This is a genomic window from Ruegeria sp. HKCCD7255 (assembly GCF_013031565.1).
GTDB lineage: Bacteria > Pseudomonadota > Alphaproteobacteria > Rhodobacterales > Rhodobacteraceae > Ruegeria.
In genome coordinates, this window is record NZ_WQAG01000015.1 from 16157 (window position 1) to 32872 (window position 16716).

Genomic DNA, 16716 nt, shown 5'->3' on the forward strand with positions numbered 1-16716 from the left:
ATGCCGATCGAGACACTCGACATCGCCGAACCTTTTTTCACCATCAGGCTGATCACGGATGAGCGATCCTACCGGGTTGATGACAAGGTCATCCTTCTGAACCTCTCTGAAAACCCAGTGCGCATCCGCAAGCAATCCCTGGGTGCGCTGCAATCGGCTGTGCTGGCCGATACGGTGGCCAAGGATGTGACCCACGCCGCTGTGATCGAACGTTTCGCGGATTATGATGACGAGGATGCGTTGATGGCGCGGGTGCGTGACACCTGGCCATCCGCCTTCGATGTCCGGCGAGAAGAGCGTCTGCGCGGCATCGGACATTACATGTCGCCAAAGACCTGGGTCGGGCAATTCGGCTTTACCCTATACCATTCCTCGACCGTGCCGTTGAATGTTGGCCTTCATCAAGAGCACGCCTTTTGTCCGGTGCCGGGCTTTCGCGAGGTGCACACGCAGATCATGGGCTTCGGCAAGATGCAGCAATGCCGTGAAAAGGATCTGGCCACGCTCTATCTGGAAGAACTTATGGCGCCAGGCACAACGCATCGCCCGATGTATGATGACGAGGGTAATTTTCCCTGGCATCAGTTTGAAACCATCACGCCCTCGATCTTCATGGCGGTCGAAATGCTGCCCGAAGGCGCCACCCCTCCGGAGCTTTGATCCATGCCTATCCTGCCAGAAAACATAGACTTTACAGGTCCTTTCCCCAAACAATCCCGCCGCTTGCGTCTTGGCGTGATAGGCGGCGGGCGGATTTCGCAGACGCAGGCCATGGCGGCGCGGCTGACGGACCGCTGGGAAGTCGTGGCCGGGGCGTTGTCTTCTGACCCCGCCCGTGCCAAGGCTGCCGCAGCAGATTGGCACCTGCCCAAGGAGCGCTGTTATACCTCGTTCACCGAGATGGCTGAGGCCGAAGCCGGACGTGCCGACGGCGTCGATGCGGTGATGATCACCACGCCCAACCACCTGCACCACGATGCAGCGATAGCCTTCCTTGAGGCCGGGATCGACGTCCTTTGCGACAAGCCGCTGACCAACGAAGTGTCAGAGGCCGACGCATTGGAGGATGCCACCGCCAGAACGGGATGCACTTTTGGCGTTTCCTATGTCATGTCCTGTTTCGCGATGATCCGGCAGGCACGCGAGATCGTAGCAGCAGGCGGCGTCGGAAAGATCAACCAGATCCATGTGGAATTCATGCAGGATTGGATGACGCCCGAAGACGTCGCCGAGGCGGCGCATGTCAAATGGCGGCTCGATCCCGCGAAGTCAGGTCGCACCTCTTGCGTCGGTGATATTGGCACTCACGCGGCGCATCTGGCACAGTTCGTCAGCCACTTGCCCCTGACCCATCTTCGCAGCGAATTCCATGTCTGCGGCGCGCCAAAGCCGCTGGAAGACACATTTTTTGCATGGGAACGCTACGCCGACGACGTACCCGGCACATTGATGGCTACGCGCCTTGCCCCAGGCAATCGCGGCGGATTGCGGCTCCGCATTTTCGGCTCAGAGGGTGGGCTGGAATGGGATCTGGAACAATCCGAGTATCTCAAACACGCCCGGTTCGGAGAGCCTGACCGCATTCTCAGCCGCGGCCATGGCCACGGCGTGTCACCCAGAACCGAACGTCTGATCCGCACGGGTCGTGGCTTCCCCGAAGGGCTGATCGAAGCCTGGGGAAATCTATATACAGAGTTCGCACTGGCCACCGCTGCCCGCCGTGACAAGATAAAGGTGCCGGACACCTGGCTGGACATGCCGCGCGTGGCCGATGGCGCCACTGGTGTCCGGTTCATCGACGCGACGGTTCGCTCGAATGAAAAGGGAGGCGCATGGGTGAAGGTTTAGTCACGTCCGGTCTGATTGCAGGAGCAATGGCAAATGGAAGAAAGTGCGTGAGATGAAATTCGCAATCGCAGGTGCAGGCGTGATCGGAGCAATTCACGCCCAGCCCATTCTCGATAACCCTCGTGCTGATCTCACCGCCGTGTGCGACGTTGATCCGGGCACTGCAAGGCGCCTTGCCGAAGCCTGCAAATGTTCTGTCAACGACAACCGACCCGTTTCACTATGATCCTCCGGGAATCCCATCCCAATGCATCGCCCACCAAGCAAGAAGGTGAAGACATGCCCTATCAGCCGCTCTCTGAAGTAAGAGATACACTGAACCCGCAATGGTATCGCTCCAAGATTCGGCCCGAGCGCTTCCGTGAATTGTCCAAGCGCGATGACAGGAAAGGCTGGGTGCAAGCCGGAGGGCACTTCGCCCTGTTCTGCCTTACGGGTACAGCGGTTTACCTAACATGGGCCCAAGGTTGGTGGCTTTTGTTTCTGATCGCGCTTTTCGCGCATGGCACGATTGCCTCGTTCTTTCGCGGAACTTCCGTGCACGAGCTAGGCCACAGAACGGTATTTCAAAGCAAGCGGCTAAACGATGTCTTCCTTTACCTTTTCAGCATGATCAGTTGGTGGAACCCGTTCGACTATGCCGCCAGCCACACCTATCACCACCGCTACACGCTGCATCCCGAAGGCGATCGAGAGGTGCTGCTGCCGATCCATCCAAATGTTGGCCGAACCTTCCTGTTGCAGATGTTCACACTGAATCTTTTGACCCAACCGGGACGCACTTTCGGCAAGGGTGGCGTTTTGTCGACCATCTGGATGACGATGCTGGATGCAGTTGGCAAGCTGCCTTCGATCGATGTTCCGGCGAACGAATGGCTTCATGCGCTGCATGAAGATCAACCCGACCAAGCCCGAAAATCCATGCGTTGGTCACGCATCCAGTTGGTGTTTCATGGCTTTGTTCTGGTGCTGGCGATTGCCACCGGCCAATGGGTCTTGCCGCTGATCCTGACACTTCCAAGTTATATCGCCAACTGGCTGAGTTACTTTCTCGGGCTGACTCAGCATTGCGGACTGACCGCAGCGACAACTGACTTCCGCAAGAACACTCGCTCCATCCGCCTGCCGAAATTCGTCGAGTTCCTCTACTGGCACATGAATTGGCACACCGAACATCACATGTACGCCGGTGTGCCCTGCTACAACCTGCCGCTCTTGGCCGAGGAGATCAAAGCCGACATGCCGGAACCGCGCACGCTGCGCGGGGCATGGCGCGAAATGCTCGACACTTGGAAGCGCCAGAAGACCGACCCCGACTATGCGTTCGACACGCCCCTTCCCGCGACGGCCAAGACAACGCGACGCCAGGCGGCAGGGGACGACGAAAAGTCCATAGGTGATCTGGCCCCAAAGGGGCTGGCATAGCGCAGGCAATTGAACAGGGGAAATGCGGATGAAACGGATCTACGACTGGGACGCGAAGTTTAGCTTGCGCAACTATACCGCCGCCGATCTGCGGGCGCTGAAGGGCATCCGGAAACTCACCCAAACCACCGCCAATACCGAGGAAGAGGCCGCCGCAGCCGCCGATGCCGGCGTCGACCTCGTCATGGGCAATGCGGTCAACGCCGAGGCCGTCCGTCGCGGCGCACCAAATCACTTCTACACCGCCGCGATCCCGATGCCGGATCACCCGACGGAGAAGGATGTGCTGAAGGCTGCCTTTCTAGCCATGAAACAGGGTGCAGATTCAGTCTATACCGCGCGCGGGCCGCATATTGTTGAGATGTTGGCACGCGAGCAGATCCCTGTCATGTGCCATCTCGGCCTTGTTCCGCGCCGATCGACCTGGAACGGCGGCCTGCGCGCCATTGGCAAGACAGCGGACGAGGCGATGGTGCTTTGGCAATCTTTTCGCGACATGGAAAACGCTGGCGCATTCTCTGTTGAGGCAGAGGTCATTTGCGACCGCGTGATGGCCGAGATCAGCAAGCGCACCACGTTGGTTACGTCGTCGCTGGGATCAGGCGCTGGTGCCGATATCATCTATCTGTTCCAGAATGACATCTGCGGTGAACAACCCGAAAGCCCGCGCCACGCCCGCGCGTTTGGTAACCTTCACCGGTTGCAAGAACAGATCCGAACCGAGCGTCGGGCGGCACTTACCGCGTTCCACCAAGCTGCCACATCCGGCGACTACCCTGCCTTCGCCGAAACTGCAGCGATCGCAGACGATGAATTTGACAAGTTCTCGACCATGTTAGGAAAGATTGACGGCACCTAGCCATCGTATGTGGAGGTGATGCCCGATTTCGCGGATCCAGCTCATGCCCAGTTTCCACATTTTCGCAGACCTCGCAGCGTGTGTGGCGATTTTGGGCAGCGATCAGGTTTAGTGGTCCAACAGAACCGCGTCGCAAGTACAGTTTCGATCCTGGCCAAATCCATATCCGTTAATAACCGGTCTTGTGACATCCGCCGCGAAGGTGCGATGTGGGCGCTGTAGATACGAGCGAATGCTGCATCAGCAATATCGGCGACTGCAGCTGTCCGCTTCGTCCTTGAGACGGACATAGCTTCAGTTTTAGCCACCATCTGCTCTCTGATTTAAGCAGCCTTTCGCGGCCGGAACTTCGAAAACACCTCCACAAACGTCGACCAACCGCACACCAGTCATCTGAAACAAACAGTCAATTAACCGAGTCGCCGACGACCGCATAGGTAACTCCTGTCGAAACAAAGTGCGTAGCGCTGCGTTGTGGTTAGAATGAAGAAGCCAAGCGCGCCACCGAGAACGGTGCGAACTGTTGGGTGGAAACCGTAGCAGGTACCATGTGTAACGGACAACAACCCAGTCGAACCCTAAATCAGGGACAATCCGACCGCAGCAGCTAAATAAACCAACCAGAGTTCGAATGTCATTTCTCTCTCCAAAATCTCATACGAAAACGCCATGCGCCGATACGAGTTCAAAAGCCTTTGCAGGAGTGAGACAAACCGAGTCGGTATGAGGATCACTCAAACGTCAGAGCACTCATAGCGACCGCTTTGGTTTACGAGAGCAGAGGGAGAATTGAATTTGATGTGTCGTTGAAGTGAACTAGACTGCCAAATATCAGTTCAGCTAGCTCACTAAGAGGACATCATGGCAGCTCCTTTAGTCCAAAACTGGGAACTGACCGCCGCCATACAGGACATAGCAGATTGGCTTGTTCAACAGGGCTTAGAGAATGCGCCGGTCGAGATCTGGCTGGAAGCATTCTGCAAGCGTCTTGTATCGGCAGGGATTCCGCTGCAAAGAGCTAACATTACCGTGCGCGCTCATCATCCCGAGATTGGGACGGTCGCTTTCCGCTGGCACAGGGATGGGGGAAATCAGCGAGAGGATTTTGCCCGAAGATCGGATGCACCTGAACAATATATCCAAAGCCCGATTTACTATCTTTTGGTAAACAACGTCGAAGAGATCAGACAAGATCTGACAGTCGAAGAACCCGAGCTTAACTTTCCAATCTTTGATGAACTTCGCGAGCGCGGCGCCACAGACTACTTCGCTGTCAAACGCTTTTTCCTGTTACAGGATAATGCTACGCCTGTTGACCCAATGCAGGCTGAGGAAGGGGCCATAATTTCACTGACGACTGACACGAGCGGGGGCTTCACAAGTCAACAACTTGACGGTTTGCGTCAACTCATATCTCCACTTTGCCTGACGCTGAAATGTGGTGCGAACAGGCTGATGGCTGAGGACATTACCGCCGCTTACCTGGGCAAGGACGCCAGTAGGCGTGTGCTTTCCGGGGACATCACCAGAGGTTCATCCGAAACGATTTCGGCGGTGATTTGGTACTTTGATCTACAAGGGTTTACCAAGTTGTCAGAGGCGCTTCCGGGGCATTCAATCATTGAATTGTTAAACGACTACTTCGCGGAAGCTGTTGACGTCGTTGAACGCCATGGCGGTAACGTTCTGAAGTTCATGGGAGATGGAATGCTTGCCATCTTCGATATCAATCAAGTTCCGGACGCGCGCCGCGTCGCAATTCACGCGGCAGCGGAGTTGCGAGATACCTTTGACGAACTCAACCAACAACGGCAAGCGGATGGGTTGCCAACGACCGGCTTCACTCTCTCGTTGCACGCAGGCGATGTTCTTTATGGCAATATTGGCGGTCGGTCTCGCCTGGATTTCACAGTGGTTGGCCCAGCAGTCAATACGACTTCCCGCATTCTTGGCATGTGCAGCGCGCTCGACCAGAACATTGTTGTTTCCGACAAAGTGGCCGGCGACTTGGTGGGCTCCATTCCAAGTCTTGTTTCCCTGGGGCAATACAGATTGCGCGGTGTTGCTGAAAGGCAGGAGCTGTTTACGATAGATTAAACGCGAATTGAAAGGTGCCGCCTAACCAGAAGGACCCTCGGACAGTTTTGAATATTTACTTGTCCGAGGTGGTGGATTGTTACGACGTTCAGTCAGCCTTCGCCATAAACGCCTCGAAAGCCTCCTTATAGTCTGGATGCCATCGGCTTAGTGCGGGGCGATTTTCGACGACGTCTCCGACACTCCAGGCAATGCGTTTCTCATCGATATCACGTGAGACATCATTGTCGGGGCAGAGGATGTAAAAGTCCCCTCGGTTCACGCTGTCGACAAAGAAGTCGACCGTCTGCTCTGCGGTCCAAGCGGAGGCAGGTTTTTCAGGCAGGGAGATCATACCAGTATAAACAAAACCAGGCACAAGGAGATGCGCGGTGATCTGATGGCCGGGACTGTTTCTCAGCTCATGTGATAGCGCCTCGGTGAATGCTTTCAGAGCCGCTTTGGAGACGTTGTATGCCGGGTTGCCCGGCGGTGTGGTGATACCTTGCTTGGACCCTGTATTGATTATTGCACCTGGTCTGTTTCGCGCGATCATATTTGGCGCGAATACCTGAGTGCCGTGGATCGGACCCCAAAGGTTCACGCCCAGCATCTTTTCCCACGCCGTGGGGTCCCCAATGGTCGATGATTTGCCTCCGACACCCGCGTTGTTCATTAGGATGTCTGTTCCGCCATAGCGGTCTGCTACCATCCGTTCCAACGCTTCTAACTGCGCGCGATCACTGACATCTGTCTCAGACGTCATCACATCGGCCGCACCGGCGGCTGACACCGTGTTTGCCGCGGTCACCAGTTTCTCAGTGTCTTGATCAACAATAGCAATGCGCATGCCCATCTGAGCGAACTTCACTGCGGCAGCGAGGCCGATGCCGGAGGCACCCCCGGTGATCACGGCCACAGAGTCTGAGGTAAATGCGGGGTGTGTCATCGGCTAGGCTCCTCCTATGCCCGTGTTGGATCGACAGGCCCGGAATACCCCAGACCCGCCATAGTTATTAGGCCGCGTTGGCAACGTTAGTCTTGAGCTTCATCATACCTTCCATACCATAGGCGGTGAAGAGCACCTCGGTAGCCTTTTCCGCTTGCCTGTTCATCAGAATGACGGGGTCTGCCATGCCGCTCTTGTCCACTTCATTTCGGAACCGCCGCTGTCCAGGCGTGGCATGGATCACCTCAAGCACCGCGTCTGACACGATCTGCGGAACCTGTAGCGGGTTGTTGGCCAGGGATTCCCCCATGCTTTGCAGCATGGCCTCGGGCGCGCCGGCAAATTCGCCATAGCTTGCATCCCGATCACGCGAAGACGGCTGAATGAGGTTGGTGAAGAAGTTCGTCGGCAAGCCACCGGGCTCGATGACGGCGACATCAACGCCAAACTGGCTCAACTCCCAGCGGTAATTTTCGCTGAGCCCCTCCACCGCCCATTTCGCCGCGTTGTAAGGAGCAAGGAAGGGGACCGTCACGCGACCAAGAAGGCTAGTGACGTTCAATACCAGCCCGGATTGCCGCGCTCGCATCTTGGGAAGAACGCGCGGGTCATTCGCTGCATTCCAAAGACATTGACGTCGAAAACACGCTGAAAATCGTCGCCAGAAAAGTTCTCTTGCAGACCGTGTGCGTCAGCCCCAGCGTTGTTGACCAACACGTCGATTTGCCCGAGCGTGGCTTCTACCACGACCACGCCCGCTTCGACAGAAGCATCGTCTGTCACATCGATATCGACAACCTCTACGCCGAGATTGCGCAAGGTCTGCGCGGCCTCTTTGTTGCGTCCTGCGGGATCGCGCACCGTCCCGGCAACGCGATGCCCGGCCTTGACCAAATCCGCCACCATCAGATTTCCAAATCCGCTGCTTACCCAAGCACGTCTCGCGCTCATATTCGGTTTATCTGACATTCCGCCCGGGCTCGCGGCGCATCGCTAGAGTGGACGCAGTCGCCTCGCTTGCGGAGGAACTTGTTCCGAAACTCCTTTCTGGCGGTTCGACTTAGGATCTTCGCCACAAAGAATCACGGACTCGTGGACGGACCTTTGCGCAACAACTTCCCACGAAGATTAGAACTGGCCTCCAAGATCAGGCAACACTGCATGTGACCTGCAATTGACTTGAAAGGTTTGAACGAGCGCTTGCAGCGAATGACAGCTATTCAGGCTGCGTTCGAAGCATTTTTTGCGGTTGGTGAAAGGCGGGAATAGGCCGGACCATCACCTTGGCGAAACATCCGAAACACCTCGAAAATCAGATACAGCAGATAATGACTAGGTCTCCGTTTCGACAAAATCCTCGGTTTGAACCTAACAGATACGTGAGAATACGGGGTTTGATCTATGAAAGCTTTGCTCTCCTGACAGTCTCAATTCAATATTGAAGCAATTTACTTTTCTATCGGAGACTTAATTGCGATTGAGCGTGGGCATAGCTGTGTCAATTCTGGTGGCCGTGTCCATCGGAGTATCGACGGTTATCGTGCATTCCTTGTGGTGGACAACAGCGCGCGACAACAGCCGTATGCTAGCGGCTGAGATCAATAGCCAGATTGCGAACACCGTCCGTATCGAGGTGGGCGTGACCCTCAGGTCGGCAGAAGCCGCCTGGGCAGCCGTTCGCACTATCTTTGTTCAGAACGTTATCGCGACACGGCAGGCCGACAAGCGAGAGTTTGTTTTTTTGTCACAATTGCAGGCGCAGCCGAATATCTCATGGATTTTCTTCGGCTGGCCCGATGGCAATTTTTTTGCGTCACATCGCTTAGGTGACGGTGGGCTTGAGATGATTGAAATCGATGAGGGTATCCGGGATCGAATGCTAAGGAAGGACCGATACATCTTCATTCCCGGTGACATCCAATTTGAAGAGCGGACCTTTACTGAAACATCCTATGATCCGCGCGAACATGCTTGGTTTGAAAACTTCATGGGGCTCAACTCTGCCGGGTGGATCGAAGCGAGAGATCTTCCAGAGAGCGAAAAAACCATCTACGCCTTTGCCGGTCCGATAGATGTTAACCGAACGCGGCAAGGGGTTTTGGCGGTGGCGATCGAAACGGACCGATTGTCACGCTTTCTCGCCACGCTTGCACCGGGTGAGTTTGGTGCGGCGTTTATTCTGAACGCCGACGGAAAAGTAATAGCGGTTCCTGATGCAGAAGCGGATGAAACTACACCGGCACGCATGGGCGAGGGTAAGCTTTATGAAGCCGCCATGATCTCAGGCGAGAGGCTATTGGCTGAACCCCAAACGAATACTCCGGGCACTTTGACGAAACGTATCGTCGTTGACGGGGTGCCTTATGCGGTAGCGCTGACGCCGCTAGGGTTTTACGGCTGGCGCGTTGCCACGGTCATTCCTGAAGCGGCCTTTCTTTCGGGTATCGATGAAACGCTTATCAACCTTGTTTACGTGCTGATCGTTGTAGTGGTCCTCGCAAGCGGGCTGGCCATCTGGTTGATCCGCAGGGTTGTGGCAAATCCGTTGGCGCGCATTGCTGAAGACCTTGGTAGCATCGAACGCTTTGATGTCGAACGGATCGAGCGTAGGCCTTCCAAACTGTCTGAGCTTGAAAATCTCTCGGCGGCGACCGCAAGCATGGCTGCAGGTCTTTCTGCATTCCGAAAGTATGTACCGACCGATTTGGTGCGCATGCTGGTTGCCGAAGGCATCAAGACGCAGCCTGGTGGGGACATAAAGCGAATATCGGTGCTGTTTTGCGATGTCGCTGGCTTCACGGGAATGTCAGAAAAACTCGGTCCTAATGTCGTCCAATTGATGGAACCTTTTTTCAGCGCAGCCGCTTCGGCCATTACTCACAACGGTGGGACAATTGATAAGTTCATTGGCGATGCAGTGATGGCATTTTGGGGCGCACCACGAAACGATTCCAACCACGCTGAACATGCCTGCCGCGCAGCGTTGGACCTTGTCGCTTCCGTGGACGCGTCCGGAATTGAAGATGAGGCGGGCAACCCGCTGCGCGTCAGGATAGGGCTGAACAGCGGTGAGGCTTTGGTCGGAAACATCGGTTCAGAACAGCGTCTGAATTACACTGCGATTGGTGATGTCGTGAACGTTGCCAGCCGATTGGAAGGGTCCAACAAAGACTATGGCACGCTGATCCTGATCGGGCCGGAGACGAGACGTCAGGCGGCCGACTCGATAGTGGTTCGCGAACTGGACACACTTAACTTGTCAGGGCGCACCGAAGAAATAGTCGTTTATGAACTGATCGCGATGCGAGATGCGCTTGATGGATCCATTGCTTGGATTAAGGCTTACGAGCAGGGGCTTGCACACTACCGGGCCGGGCAGTTGCAAAAGGCTATTGCTGCATTTGAGGCCGCAGACCAGGCCCGAAACGGGGATCCGGCCTCAGTCGCAATGAAAGCCCGCGCCCAAAGCCTATTGGACAGGTCACTGGCAGAGGACTGACGTGCCGTGACGAGATCCAAGAAAAAGTAACAGACTTCTTGAACCGCTCATTCGCATTTTGCAGCGCCCGCATCAGCGACAAGTGAGACCTGTGGATTTCGCCAAAATCTCGGCGTTCGCGGCTGCAAGCTTAAATACTGTATCGGCCCAAGGCCAAAATGTTCGACATACCTTTAGACGTTGGTCTTCTTACGCCTGATAAACTTACCCGCGTGTTTCCAAGGATATCTTATGACATGGGCGAGTTTTCTGCGATACATGTCGCGCTCTGCCAGCGCGATGTCCCGTTCGGCAAAAGCAGCGTTTCGCTGTGACAGTGCTACGTCTCGTTCACGAATGAACTTTTCCTTTTCCGATTTCAGTTTTTCAATAACCAAGTTGGAGCGTTCCTCAAGCAGCTGTGCCTCTTCCTGGAACTGCCAACTTGATCTAACCTCGAGCATCTGCAACGACTCTTTCTCGGATGGAGGTCGACCACGAAAGAAATCGTCAAGAAAAACGGGTGGTTTGGTTCGGACGTTGCTGCGGATATCTAACGGATGAGGCAATACTACCCCGAAACGGTCCTTTCTCTCGAAACGATCATTCCGAAGAAAGGTGAGTTCCAACAAGGGTGGTACGTAGATGTCCAGGTCAGGAATATGGAACGGCCTGAAGTAGTTGTTCGGATGGACGAGGACCGTTTGCCGGATTCTGGCAGATCTATCCCAAAGAAATTTGAACTATGTTCGTCTTGCATTGCCCGCGACTTATTGATTTCTGCCTTTTGTCACTACTATGGTGTGATTATTTTTGTGAGCTGTGAAAGTGCGCCGAGCGCTCGTTTGCTCCCAAAGTCACTGTGACCTATTTTTCTTGAAACTTTTGCGAGTTTAACGAAGCGTCGCTTTTTGCCTTTAGACATTTGGCCGCATGGATTTAAGGTCGCGCCGGGAGAATTGGTCTTCACGTTGTCAGCCGCTCAGGGCGAATTGGATCGCGACCATGTTCGAGATTGGTTCAAGGATCGCCGTGCATGATCGCGTTGGGTATCGCGTCCTGTCGGTGTCTGTTCTTGGGAATTCTTCAAGTCTTTCTAATCTGGGTTTGATCTTCGGGTTTGGGGTCGCACTTCGCCTCTCAATATTCCGCTGAAGACCGATAATAAGACCGCTTAGAATAAGAGAGTAACGTCAGGGACTCGACTCTTCGACGATGGAAATCTAAAAAGAACAAATAGCGAACAAATGGTACTTGGTATGATCGATGGCGAAGGGCGTCGTATTGTTTCTTTGTGGTTTTCTCGCTTGGCGAGTGACCGGGTTCTGCGCGCATGTCCTGTAGAGGGGCCGTTTGTTCTGACGGCGAAACTGCAAAACGCCAACAGGATTTATTGCTTGAACACAGCCGCGCTGAAAGAAGGGCTGCATCCGGGTATGTCTTATGCGGATGCGCGCGCGTTTTGTCCCGATCTGCAAAGCCGTGTGGCAGAGCCCGAGCAGGATCAGAGGTTTTTGCGCAGTCTGTGCCGTTGGGCCACGCGGTATTGCCCGTGGGTTGGGTTGGAAGGTGAGGACGGGCTGGTGATGGATATCACCGGGTCGGCTCATCTGTTTGGTGGCGAAGAGGCAATGCTGGCCGATATGCGCAGCCGTCTGATGCGGGTTGGCATCTCGGTGCAGATTGGTCTGGCTGATACGCGCGGCGCAGCCTGGGCGCTGGCGCATTACGGGGAAGGCATTGCACCGCGCGGTGATACGCTGAAGGCCTTGAGAGCTCTGCCCGTGGCCGGTTTGCGGTTGGAGGAGCAGATGTCTGTTGCCTTGCAGCGTTTGGGGTTGCGCTGCATCGGTGATCTGGCGCAGGCGGCACGCGGACCGCTGACGCGGCGGTTTGGTCCGGGTCTTTTGCTGCGGCTGGATCAGGCTTTGGGTGCACAGCCCGAAGAGATTTCACCGCAATCGGACCCGCCGCATTACGCCGTGCGCTTAACACTCCCCGAGCCGATTGGTCTGATTGACGATGTGATGGCAGGTACACGGAGGCTGTTGGAGCAGCTTTGCACCAAGCTGAACACGCAAAACATGGGCGCGCGCAGGTTATGTATGAGTTTGCGCCGGGTGGATCAGGGGCAACAACAGGTCGAACTGCGTCTGGCCCGCCCGCTGCGCGATCCCAAGCGTATCCTGCCTTTGTTCCAGCGTGGATTGTCTGAGATCGATGCGGGCTTTGGTATTGATATGTTGCGGCTTGAGGCCACACAGGTCGAGCCTCTGCCGGTCCAGCAAATGAACCATGTTTCGGATGGCGGGAAAGATAAGCTGGATGATCTGACGTCACGCCTTGGAACGCGGATTGGATTGGAAAATATCCAGCGTTTTCTGCCGGCGGACAGCCATATCCCCGAACGCAGTTTCATTATATCCCCTGCGGCTTATTCGGATCCTGCCGAGACTGGGTTTGGTGCGCAGCCGCGCCCGCTCAGCCTGTTTCCTCCTGAACCGATCGCGGGATCAGGCGCGCGTCCGCCTGCGCGCTTTCGGTGGCGGCGCATGGCCCTGACCACCCAGCGGGTAACCGGGCCTGAACGGATCGCGCCGGAATGGTGGCTTGAGGATGACAACTGGCGCTCGGGGATGCGCGATTACTGGCGGGTCGAAACGCGGCAAGGGCGCCGATTGTGGTTGTTTTATACGCCACAAAACCCCGGCTGGTTCGTACAGGGGGAATTTGCATGACCGACGTCAATCGCACGCGTGTGCAGGACTATGCCGAGCTATGCGTCACCACGAATTTCACCTTCCTGACTGGGGCGTCCCATCCAGAAGAACTGGTGCTGCGCGCCGCAGAGCTTGGCCTGTCGGCCCTTGCAATCACCGATCAAAACTCTTTGGCGGGGGTTGTGCGCGCCTGGAGTGCTTTGAAACAGCTCAAACAGGAAACGCAAGACGTTTTGAAAATCCGGTCTCACCAGCAGGTGGATTCATCCTCGCGCCAGGATGTCGGGCACCACAGGCCGCTGGAAAACCCCAAGGCGCAACGGCTGCCGAAATTGATCGTGGGGTGCCGTCTTGCCTTGCAAGACAGTTCGGTGGACTGGATCGCTTTGCCGCGTGATCGGGCGGCTTATAAACGGCTGACGCGCCTGCTGACACTGGGCAAGAAGCGGGCGGAAAAGGGCGAATGCCTGCTTTACACACAGGATATGGTGCCAGCCTGCAGGGGGATGATCCTGATTGCCGCGCCCGGGGCAAAGTTGAACGACGCGACCGCCGATATTCAAAAGCTGGCACGCCATTTTCCGGGGCACGTCTTTCTGGGGGCTGCTCCGCGTTATGATGGCAGTGACCAAGCCTATCTGGCGGCCTGCGCCCAATTGGCCCGGCGAAGCTCGGCCCCGATGGTGGCTTTGGGGGATGTGATCATGCACCGCGCCAGTCGCCGGCAGTTGGCGGATGTGCTGACCTGTATACGTGAACATATCACGATTGATCAGATCGGCACCCGCGCCTTGCCCAATGGCGAGCGCCGTCTGAAGGCGGGCTCTGATATGGCGCGGATCTTTCGCGCGCATCCGGCTGCCCTGCGCCGGACAGTAGAAATTGCAGATAGATGCAGCTTTGATCTGGGCGAGCTTTCCTATGAATACCCGCATGAAGAAACGGTAACGGAAACACCGCAAGAGCGTTTGGAACGGCTTGCACAGGAAGGGCTAAGGCGCCGCTATCCCAAAGGCCCGCCCCCCCGGGCGCTTGAGCTGATGGAAAAAGAGCTGGCCGTTGTCAAAGAGCTGAACTTTCCGGCCTATTTCCTGACCGTGCATGACATTGTGCAATTCGCAAGGTCCAAGGACATCCTGTGCCAGGGGCGGGGGTCTGCTGCCAATTCGATCCTCTGTTACCTTCTGGGGATCACCGATGTCAGCCCGGACATGATCGCCATGGTGTTTGAGCGTTTCGTCTCGAAATACCGAGGTGAGCCGCCGGATATCGATGTGGATTTCGAACATGAACGGCGTGAAGAGGTGATCCAGTGGATTTATGAGAAATACGGTCGCCACCGCGCCGGGCTGTGCGCCACCGTGATCCATTTCCGCACTCGTGCCGCCATTCGAGAGGTTGGCAAGGTGATGGGCTTGTCTCAGGATGTCACCGCCGGTCTGACCAGCCAAATCTGGGGGATGAGCAATGGCGGCGTGGATATGGACCGTATCCGCGAGCTTGGTTTGGATCCAAGTGACCGCCGCCTGATGCAGACCATTCGCCTGATCGGCGAGATCATCGGCTTCCCGCGTCACCTGTCGCAGCATGTGGGTGGTTTTGTCATCACCCAGGGGCGGTTGGACGAACTGGCCCCCATTGAAAACGCGGCGATGGAAGATCGCACCGTCATCTGCTGGGACAAGGATGACATTGATGCCTTGGGCATTCTCAAGGTGGATGTGCTGGGGCTGGGGATGCTCAACTGTATTCGCAAATCCTTTGCGTTGATGCAGCAGCACGAAAACATAACCCACAGCATCGCCACGGTCCCGCAAGGAGATCGTGCGACCTATGACATGCTCTGCCGGGCCGATGCGGTTGGGGTCTTTCAGGTGGAAAGCCGGGCACAGATGAATTTCCTGCCCCGGATGCGACCGCGTGAGTTCTATGATCTGGTGATCGAGGTCGCCATTGTCCGTCCGGGTCCGATCCAGGGTGATATGGTGCAGCCCTATATTCGCCGTCGCAACGGGTTGGAACAGGTTGAGCCCTTTGGTCCGGCGCTGGAAGAGGTGACCCGGCGCACTTTGGGCGTGCCGCTGTTTCAAGAGCAGGCCTTGCAAATCGCCGTGGTCGGTGCCGGGTTCTCCGCTGAAGAGGCGGATCATTTGCGTCGCTCGCTCGCGTCCTTCCGGCGCATGGGCACGATCGGGACACATCGTGACAAGTTCATCAAAGGTATGCTGGATAACGGCTATCCTCTGGAAGTGGCCGAGCGCTGTTTTGGTCAGATCGAAGGGTTCGCGGATTATGGTTTTCCCGAAAGCCACGCCGCCGCCTTTGCTATGCTGGCCTATGTGTCGGCCTGGTTGAAATGCCACCACCCGGCGATTTTTGCCTGTGCCTTGCTCAATTCCCAGCCGATGGGGTTTTACGCGCCTGCCCAGATTGTGCGGGATGTCCGCGAACATGGGGTCGAAACCCGTCCGATCTGCGTGAACCATTCCCAATGGGACAACACGCTGGAGCGCCGCCCCGATGGCGCCTTGGCCCTGCGGCTTGGATTTCGCCAAATTAAAGGATTCAAAGAAGAAGACGCCGAATGGATTGTGGCCGCGCGCGGCAATGGCTATCCCGACCCCGAGGCGCTTTGGCTGCGCGCCGGGGTACGCCCTGCGGTGCTGACACATCTGGCCGAGGCGGATGCGTTTGCAGATATGGGCCTAACACGTCGCGATGCGCTGTGGCAGGTGAAGGCGATTCAAAGCCCGGCGCCACTACCCTTGTTCAATGACCCCATTGATGGCGAGGCGATTCAGGAACCGGATGTGCAACTGCCCGCCATGCATCTGGGGGAAGAGGTGGTGGAAGACTATGTCTCGACCCGGCTAACATTGCGTGCCCACCCGATGGAACTGTTGCGCCCCGCGATCCCCGGCCTTGTGACACATGCATCCCTGCCCGAGATTGCCTTGGGGCGCCACAGTGTGTGTGGCCTGGTGATCACGCGACAACGGCCCGGCACTGCGTCGGGCGTGATTTTCCTGACCCTTGAGGATGAAACAGGGGTCAGCAATGTGGTGGTCTGGCAGCAGATCTATCAACGGTTCCGCCGGGCGGTGATGGGCGCGCGCCTGCTGCGCGTGACGGGGTATCTGCAACGCGAGGGGATCGTGACCCATCTGATCGCGCAAGATATCGAAGATCTCTCGCATAAGCTGTCAGAGCTGGGCCATCCGCAGCCCGAAGCGCTGACCACCGAAGGACCAAGGGCCGACGACACCCCCAAGACAGCGCGCTACCCCAGCCGCGCCATGCATCCGCGCGATCAGGCCAAACGATTGTTCCCCAGCCGTGATTTCCACTGACATCAAGGGTC

11 protein-coding genes and 1 pseudogene are annotated in these 16716 nt (G+C 56.4%); 9 read left to right on the forward strand and 3 right to left on the reverse strand.

All coding sequences use genetic code 11. From position 1 onward, the window contains the following. The 6 genes from GOX45_RS20075 to GOX45_RS20100 all read left to right on the forward strand — a co-directional run bounded on the left by GOX45_RS20075 (position 1) and on the right by GOX45_RS20100 (position 6229). Positions 1–660 (forward strand): hypothetical protein, encoded by a 660-nt coding sequence (locus GOX45_RS20075; RefSeq protein ID WP_171103442.1) that lies wholly within the window; start codon positions 1–3, stop codon positions 658–660. A gap of 3 nt (positions 661–663) precedes the next feature. Next, positions 664–1848: a Gfo/Idh/MocA family protein gene (locus GOX45_RS20080; protein WP_171103444.1), complete on the forward strand. Its 1185-nt coding sequence runs from the start codon at positions 664–666 to the stop codon at positions 1846–1848. 52 nt (positions 1849–1900) lie between these two features. Beyond that, positions 1901–2074, forward strand: a complete 174-nt coding sequence (locus GOX45_RS22365) for a Gfo/Idh/MocA family oxidoreductase (protein ID WP_171103446.1) — start codon at positions 1901–1903, stop codon at positions 2072–2074. Then, positions 2071–3273 (forward strand): fatty acid desaturase, encoded by a 1203-nt coding sequence (locus GOX45_RS20090; protein ID WP_217350593.1) that lies wholly within the window; start codon positions 2071–2073, stop codon positions 3271–3273. Before GOX45_RS22365 ends, GOX45_RS20090 begins: the two co-directional genes overlap by 4 nt. A 28-nt stretch (positions 3274–3301) precedes the next feature. Beyond that, entirely contained in the window at positions 3302–4132 is an 831-nt protein-coding gene (locus tag GOX45_RS20095) for a 3-methyl-2-oxobutanoate hydroxymethyltransferase (protein WP_171103448.1), read from the forward strand. An 861-nt stretch (positions 4133–4993) separates the two neighbouring features. Beyond that, positions 4994–6229 (forward strand): adenylate/guanylate cyclase domain-containing protein, encoded by a 1236-nt coding sequence (locus GOX45_RS20100; protein ID WP_171103450.1) that lies wholly within the window; start codon positions 4994–4996, stop codon positions 6227–6229. Positions 6230–6317: 88 nt separating this feature from the next. Here the strand turns inward: GOX45_RS20100 and GOX45_RS20105 are convergent, their stop codons facing one another. Both GOX45_RS20105 and GOX45_RS22370 read right to left on the reverse strand, forming a co-directional pair. Next, the gene (locus GOX45_RS20105; protein WP_171103451.1) at positions 6318–7157 is read right to left on the reverse strand and encodes an SDR family oxidoreductase; all 840 of its coding nucleotides are present in this window, start codon (positions 7155–7157) and stop codon (positions 6318–6320) included. A gap of 67 nt (positions 7158–7224) precedes the next feature. Continuing rightward, a pseudogene (locus GOX45_RS22370) lies at positions 7225–8126 on the reverse strand (SDR family NAD(P)-dependent oxidoreductase). Between the two features lie 502 nt (positions 8127–8628). Between GOX45_RS22370 and GOX45_RS20120 the strand changes: the two are divergent. Then, positions 8629–10656, forward strand: a complete 2028-nt coding sequence (locus GOX45_RS20120; RefSeq protein ID WP_217350594.1) for an adenylate/guanylate cyclase domain-containing protein — start codon at positions 8629–8631, stop codon at positions 10654–10656. A gap of 173 nt (positions 10657–10829) precedes the next feature. Here GOX45_RS20120 and GOX45_RS20125 read toward each other — a convergent pair whose 3' ends face one another. Next, entirely contained in the window at positions 10830–11267 is a 438-nt protein-coding gene (locus GOX45_RS20125; RefSeq protein WP_171103456.1) for a hypothetical protein, read from the reverse strand. Between the two features lie 627 nt (positions 11268–11894). Here GOX45_RS20125 and GOX45_RS20130 point away from each other — a divergent pair. Both GOX45_RS20130 and GOX45_RS20135 read left to right on the forward strand, forming a co-directional pair. Next, positions 11895–13373, forward strand: a complete 1479-nt coding sequence (locus GOX45_RS20130; protein ID WP_171103522.1) for a DNA polymerase Y family protein — start codon at positions 11895–11897, stop codon at positions 13371–13373. Beyond that, positions 13370–16705: an error-prone DNA polymerase gene (locus GOX45_RS20135; protein WP_171103458.1), complete on the forward strand. Its 3336-nt coding sequence runs from the start codon at positions 13370–13372 to the stop codon at positions 16703–16705. Before GOX45_RS20130 ends, GOX45_RS20135 begins: the two co-directional genes overlap by 4 nt. Positions 16706–16716: the final 11 nt, after the last annotated feature.

Bases quoted from the DNA above. Each gene is read 5' to 3' on its own strand.
- GOX45_RS20105 (WP_171103451.1), bottom strand. From the start codon at position 7,157: ATGACACACCCCGCATTTACCTCAGACTCTGTGGCCGTGATCACCGGG.
- GOX45_RS20100 (WP_171103450.1), top strand. From the start codon at position 4,994: ATGGCAGCTCCTTTAGTCCAAAACTGGGAACTGACCGCCGCCATACAG.
- GOX45_RS20135 (WP_171103458.1), top strand. From the start codon at position 13,370: ATGACCGACGTCAATCGCACGCGTGTGCAGGACTATGCCGAGCTATGC.
- GOX45_RS22365 (WP_171103446.1), top strand. From the start codon at position 1,901: ATGAAATTCGCAATCGCAGGTGCAGGCGTGATCGGAGCAATTCACGCC.
- GOX45_RS20095 (WP_171103448.1), top strand. From the start codon at position 3,302: ATGAAACGGATCTACGACTGGGACGCGAAGTTTAGCTTGCGCAACTAT.
- GOX45_RS20130 (WP_171103522.1), top strand. From the start codon at position 11,895: ATGATCGATGGCGAAGGGCGTCGTATTGTTTCTTTGTGGTTTTCTCGC.
- GOX45_RS20080 (WP_171103444.1), top strand. From the start codon at position 664: ATGCCTATCCTGCCAGAAAACATAGACTTTACAGGTCCTTTCCCCAAA.
- GOX45_RS20090 (WP_217350593.1), top strand. From the start codon at position 2,071: ATGATCCTCCGGGAATCCCATCCCAATGCATCGCCCACCAAGCAAGAA.
- GOX45_RS20075 (WP_171103442.1), top strand. From the start codon at position 1: ATGCCGATCGAGACACTCGACATCGCCGAACCTTTTTTCACCATCAGG.